The organism is Nocardia sp. NPDC049149 (assembly GCF_043197455.1).
In the GTDB taxonomy this organism is placed as follows: Bacteria; Actinomycetota; Actinomycetes; order Mycobacteriales; family Mycobacteriaceae; genus Nocardia.
In genome coordinates this window covers 1-17,632 of record NZ_JBICTD010000002.1, presented here as the reverse complement: position 1 = coordinate 17,632, position 17,632 = coordinate 1, and the positions used below count along the sequence as shown (strand labels likewise).

20 protein-coding genes are annotated in these 17,632 nt (G+C 67.6%); 12 read left to right on the top strand and 8 right to left on the bottom strand.

What is annotated here, in order from left to right; genetic code table 11:
* Nucleotides 1-25: 25 nt before the first annotated feature.
* The 3 genes from ACGFNJ_RS05795 to ACGFNJ_RS05785 form a co-directional block, all read right to left on the bottom strand.
* Nucleotides 26-727, bottom strand: coding sequence for a hypothetical protein (locus ACGFNJ_RS05795; RefSeq protein WP_393443845.1), 702 nt, complete (start codon nt 725-727; stop codon nt 26-28).
* A 244-nt stretch (nt 728-971) separates the two neighbouring features.
* Nucleotides 972-1,721, bottom strand: coding sequence for an SDR family oxidoreductase (locus ACGFNJ_RS05790; protein WP_393443842.1), 750 nt, complete (start codon nt 1,719-1,721; stop codon nt 972-974).
* A gap of 27 nt (nt 1,722-1,748) precedes the next feature.
* The gene (locus ACGFNJ_RS05785) at nt 1,749-2,120 is read right to left on the bottom strand and encodes a hypothetical protein (RefSeq protein ID WP_393443839.1); all 372 of its coding nucleotides are present in this window, start codon (nt 2,118-2,120) and stop codon (nt 1,749-1,751) included.
* A 234-nt stretch (nt 2,121-2,354) separates the two neighbouring features.
* Here ACGFNJ_RS05785 and ACGFNJ_RS05780 point away from each other — a divergent pair, with 234 nt between their 5' ends.
* From ACGFNJ_RS05780 to ACGFNJ_RS05770, 3 genes are all read left to right on the top strand, one after another.
* Nucleotides 2,355-2,888 carry a sigma-70 family RNA polymerase sigma factor gene (locus ACGFNJ_RS05780; protein WP_393443837.1) on the top strand — a complete coding sequence of 178 codons (534 nt, stop codon included), beginning with the start codon at nt 2,355-2,357 and terminating at the stop codon, nt 2,886-2,888.
* 178 nt (nt 2,889-3,066) lie between these two features.
* The gene (locus ACGFNJ_RS05775; RefSeq protein ID WP_393443835.1) at nt 3,067-3,819 is read left to right on the top strand and encodes a phosphohydrolase; all 753 of its coding nucleotides are present in this window, start codon (nt 3,067-3,069) and stop codon (nt 3,817-3,819) included.
* Between the two features lie 89 nt (nt 3,820-3,908).
* The gene (locus ACGFNJ_RS05770; protein WP_393445869.1) at nt 3,909-4,472 is read left to right on the top strand and encodes a QsdR family transcriptional regulator; all 564 of its coding nucleotides are present in this window, start codon (nt 3,909-3,911) and stop codon (nt 4,470-4,472) included.
* 19 nt (nt 4,473-4,491) lie between these two features.
* Here the strand turns inward: ACGFNJ_RS05770 and ACGFNJ_RS05765 are convergent, their stop codons facing one another.
* Complete coding sequence (locus tag ACGFNJ_RS05765) at nt 4,492-5,157, bottom strand: HD domain-containing protein (RefSeq protein ID WP_393443833.1); 666 nt, start codon at nt 5,155-5,157, stop codon at nt 4,492-4,494.
* Nucleotides 5,158-5,527: 370 nt separating this feature from the next.
* On the opposite strand from ACGFNJ_RS05765, the gene ACGFNJ_RS05760 reads away from it, so the two are divergent.
* The 3 genes from ACGFNJ_RS05760 (at nt 5,528) to ACGFNJ_RS05750 (ending at nt 8,594) form a co-directional block, all read left to right on the top strand.
* The gene (locus tag ACGFNJ_RS05760) at nt 5,528-7,048 is read left to right on the top strand and encodes an N-acetylmuramoyl-L-alanine amidase (protein WP_393443830.1); all 1,521 of its coding nucleotides are present in this window, start codon (nt 5,528-5,530) and stop codon (nt 7,046-7,048) included.
* 86 nt (nt 7,049-7,134) lie between these two features.
* The gene (locus ACGFNJ_RS05755; RefSeq protein WP_393443827.1) at nt 7,135-8,166 is read left to right on the top strand and encodes a CobW family GTP-binding protein; all 1,032 of its coding nucleotides are present in this window, start codon (nt 7,135-7,137) and stop codon (nt 8,164-8,166) included.
* A 236-nt stretch (nt 8,167-8,402) separates the two neighbouring features.
* Nucleotides 8,403-8,594, top strand: a complete 192-nt coding sequence (locus ACGFNJ_RS05750) for a hypothetical protein (protein WP_393443825.1) — start codon at nt 8,403-8,405, stop codon at nt 8,592-8,594.
* Between the two features lie 15 nt (nt 8,595-8,609).
* On the opposite strand, the gene ACGFNJ_RS05745 is transcribed toward ACGFNJ_RS05750, so the two are convergent.
* The 4 genes from ACGFNJ_RS05745 to glp form a co-directional block, all read right to left on the bottom strand.
* Nucleotides 8,610-9,617 (bottom strand): AraC family transcriptional regulator ligand-binding domain-containing protein, encoded by a 1,008-nt coding sequence (locus ACGFNJ_RS05745; protein WP_393443823.1) that lies wholly within the window; start codon nt 9,615-9,617, stop codon nt 8,610-8,612.
* A gap of 87 nt (nt 9,618-9,704) precedes the next feature.
* Nucleotides 9,705-10,139, bottom strand: a complete 435-nt coding sequence (locus ACGFNJ_RS05740; RefSeq protein WP_393443820.1) for a molybdenum cofactor biosynthesis protein MoaE — start codon at nt 10,137-10,139, stop codon at nt 9,705-9,707.
* Nucleotides 10,126-11,148: a bifunctional molybdenum cofactor biosynthesis protein MoaC/MoaB gene (gene moaCB, locus ACGFNJ_RS05735; protein ID WP_393443818.1), complete on the bottom strand. Its 1,023-nt coding sequence runs from the start codon at nt 11,146-11,148 to the stop codon at nt 10,126-10,128. The genes ACGFNJ_RS05740 and moaCB overlap by 14 nt, the downstream gene beginning before the upstream one ends.
* 31 nt (nt 11,149-11,179) lie before the next feature.
* Entirely contained in the window at nt 11,180-12,427 is a 1,248-nt protein-coding gene (gene glp / locus ACGFNJ_RS05730) for a gephyrin-like molybdotransferase Glp (protein WP_393443816.1), read from the bottom strand.
* A gap of 139 nt (nt 12,428-12,566) precedes the next feature.
* On the opposite strand from glp, the gene moaA reads away from it, so the two are divergent.
* The 6 genes from moaA (at nt 12,567) to ACGFNJ_RS05700 (ending at nt 17,481) form a co-directional block, all read left to right on the top strand.
* Nucleotides 12,567-13,625 (top strand): GTP 3',8-cyclase MoaA, encoded by a 1,059-nt coding sequence (gene moaA, locus ACGFNJ_RS05725; protein ID WP_393443813.1) that lies wholly within the window; start codon nt 12,567-12,569, stop codon nt 13,623-13,625.
* The gene (locus tag ACGFNJ_RS05720; protein ID WP_393443811.1) at nt 13,618-13,860 is read left to right on the top strand and encodes a MoaD/ThiS family protein; all 243 of its coding nucleotides are present in this window, start codon (nt 13,618-13,620) and stop codon (nt 13,858-13,860) included. The genes moaA and ACGFNJ_RS05720 overlap by 8 nt, the downstream gene beginning before the upstream one ends.
* A 92-nt stretch (nt 13,861-13,952) precedes the next feature.
* Nucleotides 13,953-14,666: a YciI family protein gene (locus ACGFNJ_RS05715; RefSeq protein WP_393443808.1), complete on the top strand. Its 714-nt coding sequence runs from the start codon at nt 13,953-13,955 to the stop codon at nt 14,664-14,666.
* Between the two features lie 186 nt (nt 14,667-14,852).
* Complete coding sequence (locus ACGFNJ_RS05710) at nt 14,853-15,566, top strand: YciI family protein (protein ID WP_393443806.1); 714 nt, start codon at nt 14,853-14,855, stop codon at nt 15,564-15,566.
* 2 nt (nt 15,567-15,568) lie between these two features.
* Nucleotides 15,569-16,822, top strand: a complete 1,254-nt coding sequence (locus ACGFNJ_RS05705) for an RNA polymerase sigma factor (protein WP_393443803.1) — start codon at nt 15,569-15,571, stop codon at nt 16,820-16,822.
* Nucleotides 16,823-16,878: 56 nt separating this feature from the next.
* On the top strand, nt 16,879-17,481 hold the full coding sequence (locus ACGFNJ_RS05700; protein WP_393443801.1) for a methyltransferase family protein: 603 nt from the start codon (nt 16,879-16,881) through the stop codon (nt 17,479-17,481).
* The last annotated feature ends 151 nt before the right edge of the window (nt 17,482-17,632 follow it).

Sequence of the window (17,632 nt, the reverse complement as noted above, 5' to 3'; positions counted from 1 at the left end):
GGTCTATTTCACCCCCACGGGCGAGTTACCCGTAGACGGAGCTGAAGAACTGGATCGCGCTGGCGATGCCGACCGGGACGCCGAGCAGGATCATGCCCGCCGCGGCGCCGAGGGCGATGCCGACGCCCGCGCCTGCGATGCACAGACCGATCGGGCCCGCGAAGAACGTCGGGACCACCAGCGGCGCACCGATGATCGCGCCGGCCACGCAGCCGAGCGCGCCGCCGACGATGGTGCCGACCAGGGTGCCGATCGCCGTGGCCAGGCCGAACTGGGTGGCCGCGGTGCTGAGCGCGGTGTTGAAGTCGACGCCGCCGATCTCCTTGGCGTCGACCGGCTTCAGCATGGTCGCCGGACGGGCATCCGCCGCGTCGGTGCTCGGCGTGAAGGTGGCGGTATTACCGTCGATCTGGGCGGCGATCGGCCATTCCATGCCGTCCTTGAGGTAGGTCAACGGCATTCCGGCAACCAGGTGACCTTGATTGTCGAGAACCTGGAATTGCGTGCCCTGGGTTGTCAGCGATCCGGCATCGGTTCGCAGCACCACCGATTTGTCGACTACATTTGCGGTGTAGTGAATACCGGGCAGCACGTCGGTTTGCACGGTCGATCCCGGTGCGGGCGCCGAGGCGGCGGGCTCCGCGTACGCGGTACCGCTTGTGATCCCGACGGCCGCGATGACCAGTGCAGACGTGGCGGCGAACTTCTTGACCTTCATGTATTTCAAACACTTTCCTCAGCAGGAGCACCCTCGCCCCCGGCGGGGGGCTGAGCCGGCACGGCCCATAAATACGAACCTCCGCAAAGGGTCGTAGGACTTTGTTTCGGGGAGGTAACAGAACCTGCTAAGGAAACGTCAATTAGAAGTGATTCATGTTAAAGAATCATAAATTCGGACATTTGGTTAACTCTCAGCATTCAATAATGTGGCCCAGCGCACAATAAATCGAGAAATGCAGGCGCCTGCGGCATCAGCCGAGGCGCGCGACGACAGCGCCGGGCAGCAACGGCAGCACCGCATCGATCAGCCGCCACGGCCACCCCGGCACGCAGGCCCGTCGCTGTTCCTTCTCGATCGCGCCGACCATCGCGGCGACGCCCTTGTCCAGTGGCGCCACCATCCGCGCGTCGCCCGCCTTGGCTGCCATGTCGGTGGCGATGAACCCCGGCAGCAGCGTGGTGACCGCGATCGGCGACTTCGCCAGCTCGATCGCGAGCGCCTCGCCGAGCGCGGCCAGGCCCGCCTTGCTCGCCGAGTAGGCGGCCTTCTTGCCCGGCAGTCCACGCACCGCGCTCATCGAGGACACCAGAACCAGGTGCCCCGAGTTCTGTGCGCGGAAAATCTCCAACGCCGCCTCGGCCTGGGCGAGGGCGCTGACGAAGTTGGTGGTGGCCGTGGCGATATTGGCGTCGGCCCGGCCGCTGCCGAGCACCGCGCCCTTGCCGAGGCCCGCGTTGACGATCACCCGGTCCAGCCCGCCGAGTTCGTCGCGCAGCTCGTCGAACACCCTCGGCACCGCGGGATGGTCGTCGACGTCGAGCGCGCGAACCGCGACCGTGATCCCGGGATGGGCCGCGACCAACTCCGCACGCAGCGCCTCGAGCGCGGGCAGCCGCCGCGCGCACAACGCGACATCGCGGCCCTTGCTCGCGAAGTCGCGCGCCATCGCGGCACCGAGCCCAGCGCTCGCGCCGGTGATCAGAATCTTGGTCCTCGTCATGTGCCTGACCTTAACCAGGCGACGGGGTCAGCGGCCTGCGGATCCGGTGGGTGGCTTCGGCGGCAGCAGGCGCCATGCGCCGCAGTTGACGGACTTGAAGGCCAGATCGGTCGGTTCGATTTCCGCGCGGATCGGACCGAGCTTGGTGAGGTTGTTGCCGATGATGTTGCTCATGTTGGTGTTGTCCCCCTCCAGCTTCCACAGCCTGCTCCAATCGCAGTTGTGCGCCGGATCGACCGGGCCCGCCGATTCCCAGATGCCGGGGACGATATCGACGCCGACCAGGTAGACGCCGTCGCCCGGCATCGTGGTCGCGGGCTGGGCCGCCGCGGTCCCGGCGCCGAGCAGGGTCATCGCGGATGACATGGCACCCGCGATCAGGAGCGTGCTTGCGCGCATCGCGATGTTCTCCTCGAATCGTGCTTTCACCGCCGCGGAGCGGCTGACCTGGGAGATCCCCGAATCTCCGGGGCCAAGATCTACCAGACACCTCGCGTGAATGTGCCGTATTCCACTTTTCTTGTTTCAGTGCATGACTAAATCGCGCACGATGTTGTCATCCGTCCGGTGTGCCGCGATATCCGAGGTATGACATGTGCTCAGCTCGGGTCCGGCCGGTCGATACGGAGGTCGGTGTCGTGTGGCGCGCACTGCGCGGGATTGTGCACCGACGACGGGCTGGCCGCGGTGCTGGCGACGGACCGGGCCTTGCTGCACTGGCGGGCCGTGCGCGCCCTCGGTGACAGCGGGCTTGCCGAGCAGGCGGTGCAGGAGTCGCTGCTGCGGGCGTGGCGCTCGTGTGCGTTCTTCGACGACAACAAGGGCAGCGTTCGGACTTGGCTGATGGCGATTCTGCGCAACGTCATCATCGACATGGCTCGCGCGCGGGCGGCGCGGCCGGGGGACACCGGCTGGGACGAGGTCGAGACGCTCAGCGACATCCGCTACGCGCATCCCGATTTCACCGACGGGTTGATCGATGGCTTGCTGGTCGCGGAGCTGTTGGCCAGGCTGCCCGAGTCGCAGCGCGAGGCTGTGGTCGAGGTGATCCTGCGTGACCGCGCCTATCAAGAGGTCGCCGACGAGATCGGCGTTCCGGTCGGCACGGTCAAGACGCGCGTGCACTATGCCCTGCGTTCGCTGCGCAAGCTGCCGCAGAGCGCTTGACGCGCTTTTGATCGATAGCCAACTAATCGCCATGGGCTGCTATCGGCAGCGAATTCGCCGATAGCTGTTGGATCACTAATCCTTGCCAATGGGACACCATCAATCTAATGTCTCGGGTGAGACATAATTGATCTAGTGTCTCAACCCTTCTACTGGCACGCGAAGCGAGGTTCGACCAATGGGTGCACAAGATGGATTCGATTGGGACTGGGCGAACAGCACTGGTGGAAAGCTCGATCGGCGGCAGGTCGGCAAGCTCCTCCTGGTCGCCGCCTCGATGACGCCTGGCGTCCTGAGTGGCGATTTGCTATCCGTCCTCGGTGTCCAGGGTCCGGCACAGTTGGACGAGATGGAAATGAAGATTCCGGATACTGCGCTCGCCAAGGCGGCCGACCAGCACGCGCGCGAGGAATTGAGTCCGTGGGTGCTGGAGCATTCCTACCGGGTCTACTACTTCGGTAAGGCGCTCGCGAAGGCGGACAACGTGCACATCGATGACGAATTGTTCTTCATCACATCGATGCTGCACGACATGGAATTCGAGCATCCCGTACCCGGCCGGTGTTTCGCCGTGCGCGGCGCCGAGGATGCCGAACGCTTCCTCACCGACCAGGGAGCGTCCCGCGGAAAGGTAGTGCTGGTCCGCAACGGCATCAGTGGGCATATCACCTTCGGCGTCGAAAATGATCTGTCCGATCTGGCCGGTGCGGTCTCGGCGGGATGCGAAGTCGATCTGGCCGGAAAGCGGGTCCAGGACATGCGGCGCGCATGGTTCGACGCGGTAGTTGCCGCGCACCCTCGCCTCGATTTCAAGCGAAAAGTCATCGAAGCGGTCCGCCGGGAAGCCGAGGCCGTCCCCGAGGGGCGCACCGCGTTGATGCGGGACGTCGGATTCGAGATGGGCGTGCTGAATTCCCCCTTTGCCGAGTAGGGATTTGGCGGTCACGCGGTGCGTCGCGACGATATCCGCAGGTTTCGCATCGCGTATCGAACGCTTCCGTGTGAGACACTGCTCCGGTGATGTTTCAGGGGCAAGAACCGCCCGCTCCATTCCCACCCGACGATCCTGTGCTGGCGGTAGCGCTGGCGATGTTCATCCAGGACGGGTGGATCGACGTGCGCAAGTTGAGCACGGAAGCCGGCGTGAGTCGCGCAACGCTGTACCGACGCTACGTCGATCGTGACCGCATTCTCGGTGAAGTGGTGTGGTCACAAGCCAGCGCCGACCTGGTCGCTTTGCGCGCCCGCTACCGAGGCAAAGGTGCGGATGGCATCGCGCAGACTGTGGACGGTCTGCTGCGGCTCAGCGCCGAACGCTCCTCGATGCGAACCTTTCTCGCCGAACACACCGAAGTCGCATTGCGGGTGCTGGCCTCTCAGCACGGCGTGGTGCAGCGGCGGATCATCGACAGCGTTGCCGAGTGGATTACCGAGGAGATCGGCGCGCCTGCCGATATCGACATCGAGACTTTGGCCTACGCCGTCGTGCGTCTCGGCGAATCGTTCTATTACCGCGAATACATCACCGGCGAACCGGGCGATCTCTCCGCCGCCGCCGTCATCATCGGCAGGCTCTTGCGTTAGCGCGCCTGCGCCTCGACCGTCAGTTCCCCCAGCGGCCGTGCGTGGTGGTTGCGCGTTCCATCCAGGTCATGTGATCGGGCGCGAGTTGGCGTTCGTTCAGCAAAACCGCGGCCGCCGAGAACGGCGGCGCCTTGTCCGGGTAGGCGTCGGCCTGCCCGACCACGGCGTTCACCAGCGAGGTCACCATGGAATGCCGTGGATAGGCTTCGTGAATCGCCGCGCCTTGCGCGTCGGAGATGAATTCCGAGGGTGGGCCGAAGTCGAGGTTGATCCCGGATCGGGTCAGGTAGCACAGGGTGTTGCGGTGCTCGGCGATGTGCGGGGAGGTGTGCAGCGCGATGGCTTGCCACACGGCATCCACGTCGGCCGCAGGCACGGCACGTTCGGTGAGGAAAAGCGCGGCCATCTCGGCACTTTCGACTTCGAAGCGCACCTGGGTGCTCGCCGAGCGGCCGAGTCCGATGTCATGCAGAACGCACGCGATGAACAACAGCTCCTGATCGTAGTCGTCGCCAGGTTTCGCCTGGATATGGTCGGCGAACAGACGCGCGAACAAATAACTGCGGATGCTGTGATTGGCGATCGCGCGCGACTCTTCGAGTACCGCAAGCGCGAGGCATTGGTTAGCCACCCTGGTGTCCGGAAGTGCCGGAAGTGTCAGCAGTGGCGTTGTCGCGACAGTCATTGCGAACTCCTCTTCGTAGCGCCATTCCGCTAATCCGTGAGACACCCATGCAATGGTGTCTCGCCTTTCGGGAGACACTACACTTGTGATGTCTCACCAGCAATGGTTTGCGTGCCGAACAGTGTGGAAATCCGGCGGAACAGCCCTCCGGCGTTTCGGTCGACTCATCCGGGTGTTGGTGCACTACGCTCTGTGTTCGCTGCGCGGCTGCCGCGCGACGTCTGATTCCCCTTGAACACGCTGCGTTTGCGATAACGGTTGAATAACTGATGTTGCTATGCTGGTGCTCGCGTTGCGAGAGTGAACCACTGGGTTTGGTGTTACTAATGGGAAGGGAGGGGTGTCCTGTTCCAGGGGCACCGACCGAAACATGAAGCCAAGCATCGTCAAGGCGGGACTCTGTTCCGCCGTCACGGCCGCGGTCACAGTGACGCTGACCGGGCTGGTCCCGGCCACCGCGCTGGCCGGTCCGGCCTTCCCGCAGATGGCGACCAAGCTCGCCGGCAAGACCGTGTTCCTCGATCCGGGCCATCAGGGATCCGGGCACAGCCAAGACGTGGCCAAGCAGGTCAGCGACGGTCGCGGCGGCATGAAGGACTGCCAGACCACCGGCATGACCACGGTGCACGGCGTCCCTGAGCACACCATCAACTGGAACGTGGCCCAGCTCGTGCAGACCGCGCTGGAGAGTCTCGGCGCGAAGGTCGTGCTCAGCCGCCCGGACGATCAGGGCTGGGGCGGCTGCATCGACGAGCGGGCCAAGGCAGCCAACCAGTCCGGCGCGGACGTCGCCGTCAGCATCCACGCCGACAGTGCGCCCGCCGACCAGCGTGGCTTCCACTTGATCGTGCCCGAGCTGCCGATCCCCGACCCCACGATCGATAAGGTCCAGTCGGGTGCGGGCCGCGCCGCCTCGACCGCGGTGCGCGACGCGTACCTGCAGGCCGGATTCCTTCCGGCGAAGTATGCGAGCCAGGACGGCTTGCAGCCGCGCAGCGACATCGCAGGCCCCGCGCTCACCGCGGTGCCGGATGTGTTCATCGAGATGGGCAACGGCGCGAACGCCGAGGACGCCGCGCTGCTGGAGGGCCAGGAAGGTCAGCTCAAGCACGCCATCGCCATCACCACCGGGTTGGCGAGCTATCTGCTCGGTGATCAGTCGGCGAACGCGGGTGCCGCGGCAGGTCAGCCTGCTGCCAGTCCCGCACCGCAGCCGGTGCCTGCCCCGCTCGAGCCGCAGTCCGGCTCGGCGGCGGAGCCACAGCCCGCGCCGAAGCCGGTGCACGAGCCGCAGGACGGGCTTGTGCCACAGCCACATCCGGCCTCGACGGAGCCGCCCGCGGGCATGGCCCCGCAGCCGCAGGCCGTGCCTGCGCCGGAGCCGGCGTTCGCGCCGCAAGCCGGGCTGACACCGCAAACCGGGCTGGCGCCGCAGGCAGGTTTCCCGCCGCAGGCGCAGACGGCACCCCCGCTGCAGACCGCGCCCGGCACGTTGCCGTGGCCGGGCACGCAGGAGACCTCGCCGGGCACCGCGCCATGGTCTGCCACACAGGAGACCTCGCCGGGCACCGCGCCATGGCCCGCCACCCCGGGTGCTCAGACATCACCGGGCACCGCGCCGTGGCCCGCCACCCCGGGCGCTCAGACGTCGCCGGGGACCTCGCCGTGGCCCGCCACACCCGGCACCCAGGCGTCGCCGGGCATGCCGGGCGCAAAGACGTCCCCCGAGTCGCAGACCGAGATGGCGGCCATCCGCCCGATCGTCGACATGGCGCTGACCATGCTCGTGCCCATGGCCAAGGCGCTCGGCATGGACAACAACATGGTCACCATGGAGATGATCAACCTCGCCTACACGCTGGCGGCGAAGTTCCTCGCGCCCGCCAAATAGCAGGCACCGACCCACCGAACGCCGCCCGCTCGCGGGCGGCGTTCGGCCTTTCCTGGGGAGTTGCCCCGCCAAGTAGGGTGGTCCGCGTGGCTGACCGGATTCCTGTTGTGATCGTCGCGGGGTTTCTCGGTTCCGGGAAAACAACGCTGCTCAACCATCTGCTGCGCAACAGCCGCGGCACTCGGATCGGCGTGGTCGTCAACGACTTCGGCGCGATCAACATCGACTCGATGCTGGTCGCCGGGCAGGTCGACGCGATGGTTTCGCTCGGCAACGGATGCGTCTGCTGCGCGGTCGATGTCAGCGAATTAGACGATCTGTTCACCAGGCTCGCGCAGCCGCGCGCCAAGATCGACGTGATCGTGGTCGAGGCGAGCGGCCTCGCCGAGCCACGCAACCTGATCCGGATGGTGGTCGGCAGCGACAACCCGCGCATCCGCTACGGCGGCCTGGTCGAGGTGGTCGACGCCGAGCAGTTCCCGGCGAGCAGCGCGCGCCACCCCGAGCTGACCACGCATCTGCGGCTGGCCGATCTGGTGGTGGTGAACAAGGCCGACCGGGTGCCCGCCGCGCAGTTGAGTCAACTGCGGCAGGACATTTCGGATCTCATCGGGCAGGTCCCGGTCTACGCGACCACGCACGGCAGGCTGGAGCCAGGCCTGCTCTTCGACGAGCCGTTGCGCGAAGCACCGCGAGTCGCTGAACAATTGAGCTTCGACGAGCTGCTCGATCACCACGATCACGACCACACCGAGCATCGGCATCTGCACGACGACTACCTCAGCGTCTCCTTCACCAGCGACCAGGAACTCGACCCGCGCCGGTTGATCGGCTTCCTGGAGGACCCGCCGCCGGGCCTGTTCCGCGCGAAGGGCTTTGCCGCGTTCGCCGTCGCGGACGAGCGGCGCAAGTTCGTGCTGCACCTGGTCGGCCGTCACCTGGTGTTCGAACCTGAGCAGTGGGCGCGCGGCGAATCCCGCACCACGCAGCTGGTGCTGATCGGCGCGGGCATGGACGCCGAGGTGACGCGGAAACGCTTGCACGACACCGTGCACACCGACGCCGAACCGCTCGATCCGTCATCGCTCCTCGGAGTCTGGCGCTACACGCCGCACTGAGGGGCACGGCAGAGTAGGCCCTTTGGCGCGGTCGGTGACGCTGATCGGCGAGATTGGCGCGTTCGGTTACGACATGGCGCGTTCGGTGCTAGCGGCGGCGTCGAGCGGACAGGAGACTGTCCTGGTGCCGCCCTATCGGCACGTGCGCACCGGAGCGAACATGCCGGGCGCCGTGTCTGTTCGGCGCACCGATCCACGAAGGAAGCAATTCGTTCTGCGACCGATGGGAGTTTTCCGTGTCAGATAATGTGGAGAGCGCCACCGCGTACGTGATCGCAGTGCTCGAGGCCAAAGGCACGGCCACGCGCTACGACTTCGACGTGCCAGGCATCGTCGCCGAATCACACGCGATCGCCAACGGCTGGGATTTTCGGGCGATCGAGGACGCCACGTTCTGGGCGATCGTGGCGCGATTCCTCAAGGACTGACCTCAGGCGGGGCATTCAGTCGAGCCGGGCGGAGAGCCGTCCGTGCGCCGTGACGGACCACCGCCGCGCCGCACGCCGCATCGAGCCCGCATCGGAGTAGCCGAGGAGTTCGGCCTGGCGTGACCTGCTCACCGGACCGCCCGCGGTGACTTTGTCGAGGCGCGCCGTGCGCGCACGATCCAATTCCTGCCGCCACGTGGTGCCCGCCTCCATCAGCCTGCGCTGCAGCGTGCGCGGACTGGTCGCCAGCCTGCGCGCCACCCGGTCGAGCGAGACGTCGCCCGTTTCCAGCGCCTCGGCCAGCGCCGCGGCGACCCGCGACGGCCAGGCGGAGGACAGTGGCGGCGGTGGCGGCAGCGCCTCGGCGAGCGGGCGCAGCACCGCGGCGAGCACCGGATCGCTGGTGGTGAGCGGCAGCTCCATGTCGCTGGCGCGGAAGACCATCGCGTCCACCGGCGCGCCGAACTCGATCGCCGTGGTGCCGAACACCTCGACGAACGCGCCCGTGGTGGTCGGCGCCTGCTGGCGCAGGGACACCCGCAAGGGCGCCACCGGCTCGCGCACCACCCGCCTGGCCCGGCTGAGCACCGCGGCCAGGCCCCACAGCTGGGTGAGGTCACGACCGCGGCCCTCGCCCTTGATCATGTCCAGGTAGAGGGTCACTTCCCCCTCGTTCTCGGCGACCAGGTCGAAACGGTGGTTGGTGGTGACCGCGGTGACGTACGGTCCGCAGGTCGCCAGGCCAGCACCGAGCGTCGGCGCGGTGGAGAACAGGTAGTCGTAGAGGCCGAGGCTGGGCAGTTGATAGCGGCGGGCCACGTTCAGCGACACGTTCGGATCGCCGAGCGCGTGTTCCCCGAGCTCCCACAGCCGGGAGAAGGTCTGGCTCGGCAGATGTACGTCGTCACCGGCCATCGTCCACTCGGGCAGCCCGGTCTCGCGGATGAGCCGCTCGCGATCGAGACCGGCCGCGGTGAGCTGAGAGATGACGAATCGGTGCAGCAAAACTTGATCGGTGCCCATCGCGTCCTCCCGTGTTCCGGCGAACTGCGTGTCGGGTCACGCTACGCCGGGGTAGTGATTCGTCATAGGATTTACGTCACGCCTCAACTATCCGCAGGCATTGACCCATTCCGATAGCCCGTCGGCGAAGAGCTGACGTTTCCAGATCGGCACCTCGTGCTTGATCCGGTCCACCAACTCGGCGCACACGGTGAAGGCCTCCGCCCGGTGCGCGGCGGCGACCGCAACGACGATCGCGCAGTCGCCGATGGTCAGCGCGCCGACGCGATGCACGGCGGCGACGGGCACGCCAGCGGAGTCGGCCAGCTCGGCGCAGACCTGATGCAGGAAGCGTTCGGCTTGCGGGTGCGCCGAGTACTCCAGTGCCGAAACCGGTTGTCCGCCATCGTGATCGCGGACCTTGCCGGTGAACACCACGACCGCGCCGTAGTGCGACCCCGTCACCGCGGCCTCGACCTCGGCGGCGTCGAGCGGCTGGTCGCTGATGCGGGCGAGCCGGACGGTGGGTTCAGTTGTCGTCATGGTTGCCGCCTCCGGCTACTTGCGCGAGCAGATGATCGAGCAGCGGCTCCAGCACCGCGATGCCGTCCTTGACGCCGCCGGGGGAGCCGGGCAGGTTCACCACCACGGTCCGGCCCGCCAGCCCGGCTACGCCGCGGCTCAGTGCGGCCAGCGGGAACTTCGCGGTGCCGCGCTGGCGGATCGCCTCGGCGACGCCGGGTAGTTCGCGGTCGAGCGCGGCGAGGGTGGCCTCCGGGGTGGCGTCGGTGGGGGAGGCGCCGGTGCCGCCGGTGCTGATCACCAGCGCAGGCGCGAAGCGCAGTGCGTCGGCCAGCCCGGCAGCGATCTCGGCGTCCGGGTAGACCAGCGGGCCACGCACCGAAAAGCCGAGACCGGCAAGCCATTCGGTGAGGACCGGGCCGGTGGTGTCGACTCGGGTGCCCGCGGCCGCGCCGGTCGAGGCGACGAGGACGACCGCGGATCGGGCATCGTCGGCCGCCTGATCGGCTTCGGCAACCGCGGATTCCGTTGCCGGAGAAGCAGAATGCTCCTGCTCCCGCGCGGGCCGCTGCCAATGTCCGTGCTTTCCGCCCTCTTTCGTGAGCAGCCGCACCCCGGTGAGCTCGGCGGCGGGATCGACCGCCTTCACCATGTCGTGCAAGGTCAGCCCGGCCACCGCGACGGCGGTCAGCGCCTCCATCTCGACGCCGGTCGGCCCCTTGGTTTTCGCGGTCGCCTCGATGGTGATGGCGGTGTCGGTGAAGCCGAACTCGACCTTGACCGAGGACAGCGCCAGCTGATGGCACAGCGGGATCAGCTCCGAGGTCTTCTTCGCCCCGGCAATGCCCGCGATCCGCGCGGTGGACAGCACGTCGGCCTTCGGCAGGTCGTCGGCCCGCACCAGCGCCACCACCTCGGCGGTGGTGCGCAGCTCACCGGCGGCCACCGCGACCCGGGTGGTGTCGGCCTTGGCGCTCACATCGACCATGCGGGCCCGGCCCTCGCCGTCCACATGGGACAACCCACTCATCTACCGCTCCTAGCCAATTCAGCCGCACGCATCACAGTGCCCACACTCGCACAACCGCCCCGACGGGCAGCGAGGTGACCTCGGCGGGGATATCGATCAGCACGTCCGCCCACGCCATGCTCGCGACGAGATGCGAACCGGGCCCGGACACCACCTCCACCGCCTCCGGATGCCGGTGCAACGCGGGCAGATCGGCGGAGGTCGCACGAATCAGCTTGCCGCGCAAGAACTGCCGCTTGCCCTGTGGTGACCGCGCCACCTCGTTGCGCAGCGGCAACTCGTAGATCTCGACCGCGGGCAGCCCGGCCAGGCGGCGCAGCATCGGCCGGGCGAAGACCTCGAACGACACCATCGTGCTGACCGGATTGCCGGGGAAACTGAGCACAGGGACACCGTCGACGACGGTCAAGCCCTGCGGTCCGCCTGGTTGCACGGCGACCGAGCCGAACTGTCCGCCCAGCGGCGCGAGCACGTCCTTGACCACCTCGAAGTCGCCCTTGGACACCCCGCCCGAGGTGAACACGACATCGGCCGACTCGGTCGCGGCCGCAAGCAGCTTGCGAAACTCGGCGGGGTCGTCGGTGCTGTGCGCGACCGAGACCACGTTGATCCCGTTCGCGGCGAGCGCGGCGGCCAGGGCGATGCCGTTCGAGTTGTAGATCTGGCCGGGGCGCAGCGTGCTGCCCGCCGCGACGAGTTCGTCGCCGGTCGTGATCACCGCGGCCCGCACCGCACGGAACACCGGGACGTCCGGCAAGCCGACCGCCGCGAGCGCCGCGATGTGCCGGGGCGCGAGCGTGGTGCCCGCGCGGGCAAGCAGGTCGCCCGCGTGCACGTCGGTGCCCGGCTCGCGGACGAATTCGCCTGCGCTGCGGCCGCGTTCGATGGTGATCGTGCCCACGCCCGCGCGCACGTCCTCCACCGGAACCACGCAGTCCGCGCCGGGCGGGATCGGTGCGCCCGTCATCACCTTCATCGCGGCGCCGGGCGGCAACGGTGTCTGTCCGGCCTGGCCCGCGGCGACGACGCCGGCCAGCGGCAGCGTCACCGGCGCCACCACGACCGAGCTGGCCCGCACCGCGTACCCGTCCATCGCCGAATTGCGGAACACCGGCAGGTCGACCGGCGCGCGGACGTCATCGGCCAGCTGGCGCCCCACTGCGAGCGGCACCAAGACATGCTCGACCGGACGCGCGGCCAGCGGCCGCAACAGCTGCTCGATGCTGTCGCGGTAATCGTCGACGGGCCTGGCCGAAACGCTGGAGGGCCGAGGGTTCATGCCAGCCAGCCTAGTGGGCGTCCGCCGGTAGCCATCGCCCGTCGGGCTTGTGTGAAGCTCAGAATCCGGGCGGGCACCCCGGGGCCGATTCCGTACCTTCTGCGGCTGACCAAAAGTCGCAGGAGGTCATAATGGACAGGTGACTCTGGTCGAAATGGGGATACCTGCCGTGCGTTCCGGGCGTCCCTCGCTCGACGGGCGCCCGGACACGCCGTTGCTGCTCGACCGATTCGGGCGAGTCGCCCGCGATCTTCGCGTCTCGATCACCGAGAAGTGTTCGCTGCGCTGCACCTACTGCATGCCGGAGGAAGGCCTGCCGCCGATACCGCAGCACGAGTTGCTGAGCGTCGACGAGATCGTGCGCCTGGTCCGTCTCGCGGTGCGTGAGCTCGGGGTGCAGGAGGTCCGGTTCACCGGCGGTGAGCCGTTGATGCGGCGCGATCTCGAAAAGATCATCGCGGGCTGCCACGAGCAGGTGCCGGACACGCCGCTGGCGATGACGACCAACGGCGTCGGGCTCGCACACCGCGCGAAGGCGCTGGCCGCCGCCGGACTGCACCGGGTGAACGTCTCGCTGGACACCGTCGACCGCGCCGCGTTCGCCAGGCTTACCCGCCGCGACCGGCTCGATTCCGCGCTGGCAGGCATCCGTGCCGCCCGCGACGCAGGCCTGGCCCCGGTCAAGGTGAATGCCGTGCTGATGCGCGAAACCCTCTCCGGCGCATCGGATCTGCTCCAGTGGTGCCTGGACGAGGCGTGCGAGCTGCGGTTCATCGAGGAGATGCCGCTCGACGCCGACCACGAGTGGGCGCGCACCAATATGGTCACCGCCGCCGAACTGCTCGAGGTGCTCGGCGCGCGCTTCGATCTCACCGCGGCGGGCCGGTCCGACCCATCGGCGCCGGCCGAGACGTGGCTGGTGAACGGCGGCCCCGCGACCGTCGGCATCATCGCCTCGGTGACCCGCAAGTTCTGCGACACCTGCGACCGCACCCGGCTCACCGCCGACGGCATGCTGCGCTCCTGCCTGTTCAGCGATCAGGAGTACGACCTGCGCCAGGTGCTGCGGTCCGGCGCCGACGACGCCGAGCTCGCCACACTGTGGCGCGGCGCCATGTGGAACAAGTGGGCAGGTCACGGCATCGACGCCGAGGGGTTCGTCCCGCCGGAACGCACGATGGGAGCCATCGGTGGTTGAGATCCGCTACTTCGCCGCGATTGCCGATGCGGTCGGCAAGGATCGGGAAACACTCGACTTCCCGGCCGGGGCTACGGTCGCTGACCTGCGCTCCACCCTGTCCGCCTCATACGGTCCCGGCCTCGACAAGATGCTGTCGGTCTGCGCGTACCTGGTCGGCGACGAGCTCACCAGGGACCCGCACGCCGCGCTGACACCGCGGGTCGATGTATTGCCGCCGTTCGCGGGCGGCTGAGCGGTCGTTCCGCCGATGTAGCGATCGCGGTGCGGTGTTCGTCGCCTGAATAGAGGGGTACCAGACCCTTCGATGAAGGAAGGATGGCGATCATGCACTACTTGGCGACATTGGTCGGCCCGACGGACGCGCCGTACGCCGAACCGGGAACACCGGAGTTCGAGGCCGAGGTGGCGAAGTATGCGGACTTCGAGGCGAAGGCCGCCGCCGCGATCGCGGGCGGCGTTGCCTTGCATCCGGCGGACACCGCGGTCGAGATCAGGCACACCGGCGGTCGGCTGCTGCTGAGCAACGGACCGTTCGTCGAGCACACCGAGGTGGTCGGCGGATTCCTCGTGTTCGACTGCGCTGACCTCGACGAGGCCATCGAGCTCGCCCGCCGTGCCCCCGCCGCGGCAGACGGCGCGGTCGAACTGCGGCCGATGGTCCAGTGGGCGCCGCACGACGAGCCTGGCCCGGACTGGTGGCTCGCGCTGCTCTGGGAGGCGCCGGGCGCGGTGATCGCACCGGATTCGCCGGACTGGGATGCCGCGGTCGCCCTGCATCAGCGGTTCGGCGAGGAGTTCGGTGCGGCAATCCGCGGCGGCGGCGCGGTGCAGCCGCCGACGACCGCGACCACCGTGCGGGTGCGGTCCGGGCAGTTGACGCTCACCGATGGGCCGTTCGACGAGTCGGCGGACGTCATCGATGGCCTCTATCTGTTCGTCGCGCCGGATCAGGATGCGGCGACCGGGATCGCGGCACGGATTCCGTGTGGCGAAAAGGGACATGTGGAGCTGCGTCGGGTTGTCGAACTCGACGCATGACCGCCGGGGCCCGGCTGGGTTCGACGGATTCCGTCGAAGCCAGCCGGGCCCTTTGTCGTTCGCGCCGCCCCGCCCGTACTGGACGAGTAGAAAAGGTGCACAGCGGGTGTAGAGAAACCCACGCGGTGTTCGTCGTCTGGGTAGGGAAGGGTATCGGGCCCGTCCATTCGAGGAAGGTTGGCGACCATGCACTACTTGGCCACGATTGTCAGCGGCGAGACGGAACAGGCCATGACGCCTGGTACCCCGGAGTTCGGCGCAGGCGTGGTGAAATACGCGCAGTTCCAGGAACAGGCCGGCGCGGCGATCGCGGGTGGTGCGGCGCTGCATCGCTCGGCCACCGCGATCAACGTGCGGCGCAACGGTGACGAAACGCTGATCACCGATGGGCCGTTCACCGAACTCAACGAGGTGGTCACCGGCTTCTATGTGCTGGACTGCCCGAGCATGGACGAGGCTGTCGAGCTGGCCAGGAAGATTCCCGCGGCGTCGAAGGGTGCGGTGGAGGTGCGGCCGATGGTGATGTGGATGCCGCACTCGACGCCGGGCGCCGACTGGTGGACCGCGCTGCTGTGGTCGCCGCAGGGCGACCTGTTCGCGCCGGATACGCCCGAGTGGCAGGCGATGGCCGTTGCGCATCAACAGTTCGCGGAGCGGATCGGCGCGGCGATCAAGGGCGGCGGGGCGCTGCAACCGCCGGAGACGGCGCGCATCGTCCGCGAGCGCGCCGATGGGCTGATGCTGACCGACGGTCCGTTCATCGAGGGCGCCGAGGTGATCGACGGTCTCTACGTGTTCACCGCGGCGAACGCGGCGCAGGCTACCGAGATCGTGCGCCAGATTCCGCGGGCAGAGAAGGGCCGCACCGAGCTTCGCCAGATCATCGACGTGGGCTTCTGATCGTGCGCGGCGGCCGGGGCGAAGCGATCGACGGCATCTATCGTGCCGAATTCGGTCGCGCCCTGGCTACCGTCGCCCGGCTGATCGGCGATATCGGCCTGGCCGAGGACGCGGTGCACGAGGCGTTCGCCGACGCGCTGCGCAGTTGGCCGGACCGCGGACTGCCGTCGAATCCCGGCGCCTGGATCACCACCGCGGCGCGTAATCGCGCTTTGGACCGGTTGCGGCGTGAATCGGCCAGGGGCGCCAAAGAACAGGACGCCGTCCTGCTGACCGTGCCGAACGAGGAGCCCGAGGTGACGCCGGTACCCGACGATCAACTGCGGATGATCTTCACCTGCTGCCATCCCGCGCTGTCCATCGAGTCGCAGGTCGCTTTGACGTTGCGACTGGTGTGTGGATTGCGGACCATCGAGATCGCCAGAGCCTTTCTGCAACCGGAACACACTGTGGCGCAACGTCTCACCCGGGCGAAGGCGAAGATTCGGGCCGCGGGCATCCCGCTGCGGGTGCCGCCCGCCCACCTATTGCCCGAGCGGGTGCCCGCGGTGCTCGCGTGCGTGTATCTGGTGTTTACGGAAGGGTATTCCGCCACCTCGGGGTCCACCGCCATTCGAGACGAGTTGTGTGACGAGGCAATTCGTCTCGGCAAGCTGCTCTGTGCGCTGCTGCCCGAGGAGCCGGAGGCGCGGGCCCTGCTCGCCCTGATGCTGCTCAACGACAGTCGGCGAGGCCAACGCCGTTGTGCGGACGGCGAATTGGTGCCGATCGAAGACCAGGACCGCACCGGATGGAACCGCGCCGAGATCGAGTCCGGTCTGCGCTGCTTGATCTCGGCGGCGGACGGATCCGGACCGTACCTGATCCAGGCGCGCATCGCAGCTGCCCACGCCACGGCGCGGACTTGGGAGGAAACAGATTGGGGTGCAATCGTTTCCGCCTACGACGAGCTGCGAATGCACTCCAGCTCACCGGTGATCGCGGTGAATCGCGCCGTCGCCGTCGGCTTTCTGCACGGTTTCGACGCGGGGCTCGCCGCGTTGGACGAGGTCGCTGACCATCCGCGCTTGGCCGCCTCCCATCTCGTCCCCGCCGCCCGTGCCGATCTGCTGCGGCGTTCCTGCCGGTACGCGGAGTCCGCGACGCAGTACCGCGAAGCACTGAGCCGAGCGAGCAACGAGCAGGTGCTCCAGTTCCTGGCGAGTCGCCTTGCCCAGGTGGAAGCCGCTGCGGAGCAAGATCTTACGCAAGCATAGACGCATGCGCACTTCGCTATGTATGGTGGGCGACGACACAGGGAAAGGGGAGTGCGATGGCTGTCAGCGCACTGATTCTGTCGCTCATCTTCGCCGCGGCGGCGTTCGGTTGGCGGACGTGGTGGCAGTGGCATCGCACCGGAACGACCGGATTCCACGGCATCTCCGGACAGCCCGGCTCACTGGAGTGGTTGGTCGGCGTGGGGTTGGTCGTCGTGCTCGTCGTCGAGCTCGCCGCACCGATCCTGCAACTGGCCGGCATCGTGGCGCCGATTCCCTTGCTGGACAGGCCGATCGTGCAGTGGCCGGGACTGATCATCGCGCTCGCCGGAATCGGCGGCACCCTCTACGCACAGCACGCGATGGGTGAGTCCTGGCGGATCGGCGTCGACAAAGCCGAACACACCACCCTGGTGCGCTCCGGCGTCTTCGGCATGGTACGCAACCCGATCTACACAGGCATGTTCACCTTCGCCGCAGGCATCACTGCCATAGCACCCAATCCCGTTGCAGTACCGGGCTTCCTGCTACTCATCACAGTAATAGAGCTCCAGGTACGAATCGTCGAGGAACCGTACCTCCGCACAGAACACGGCACCGACTACCGCAACTACGCCGCCGAGGTCGGCCGGTTCGTCCCCGCTGTGGGCCGGGGTTAGCCCGATGCCGAGAAGTCGAGAGAAGTAGCTATCGAGCCCCATCGGCGGGAGTCAAATGGTTGCCGAGCCGTTGACGGGAGTGAAATGGTTGCTACCCCTCATTGACGGGAGTCCAATGGTGGCAAGACGAGCCGAAACGCCCACCATAGGA

Bases quoted from the DNA above. Each gene is read 5' to 3' on its own strand.
- ACGFNJ_RS05760 (WP_393443830.1), top strand. From the start codon at position 5,528: ATGAAGCCAAGCATCGTCAAGGCGGGACTCTGTTCCGCCGTCACGGCC.
- ACGFNJ_RS05745 (WP_393443823.1), bottom strand. From the start codon at position 9,617: ATGGGCACCGATCAAGTTTTGCTGCACCGATTCGTCATCTCTCAGCTC.
- ACGFNJ_RS05775 (WP_393443835.1), top strand. From the start codon at position 3,067: ATGGGTGCACAAGATGGATTCGATTGGGACTGGGCGAACAGCACTGGT.
- ACGFNJ_RS05700 (WP_393443801.1), top strand. From the start codon at position 16,879: ATGGCTGTCAGCGCACTGATTCTGTCGCTCATCTTCGCCGCGGCGGCG.
- moaCB (WP_393443818.1), bottom strand. From the start codon at position 11,148: ATGAGTGGGTTGTCCCATGTGGACGGCGAGGGCCGGGCCCGCATGGTC.
- ACGFNJ_RS05710 (WP_393443806.1), top strand. From the start codon at position 14,853: ATGCACTACTTGGCCACGATTGTCAGCGGCGAGACGGAACAGGCCATG.
- ACGFNJ_RS05770 (WP_393445869.1), top strand. From the start codon at position 3,909: ATGTTTCAGGGGCAAGAACCGCCCGCTCCATTCCCACCCGACGATCCT.
- ACGFNJ_RS05785 (WP_393443839.1), bottom strand. From the start codon at position 2,120: ATGCGCGCAAGCACGCTCCTGATCGCGGGTGCCATGTCATCCGCGATG.
- ACGFNJ_RS05715 (WP_393443808.1), top strand. From the start codon at position 13,953: ATGCACTACTTGGCGACATTGGTCGGCCCGACGGACGCGCCGTACGCC.
- ACGFNJ_RS05740 (WP_393443820.1), bottom strand. From the start codon at position 10,139: ATGACGACAACTGAACCCACCGTCCGGCTCGCCCGCATCAGCGACCAG.
- ACGFNJ_RS05790 (WP_393443842.1), bottom strand. From the start codon at position 1,721: ATGACGAGGACCAAGATTCTGATCACCGGCGCGAGCGCTGGGCTCGGT.
- glp (WP_393443816.1), bottom strand. From the start codon at position 12,427: ATGAACCCTCGGCCCTCCAGCGTTTCGGCCAGGCCCGTCGACGATTAC.
- ACGFNJ_RS05765 (WP_393443833.1), bottom strand. From the start codon at position 5,157: ATGACTGTCGCGACAACGCCACTGCTGACACTTCCGGCACTTCCGGAC.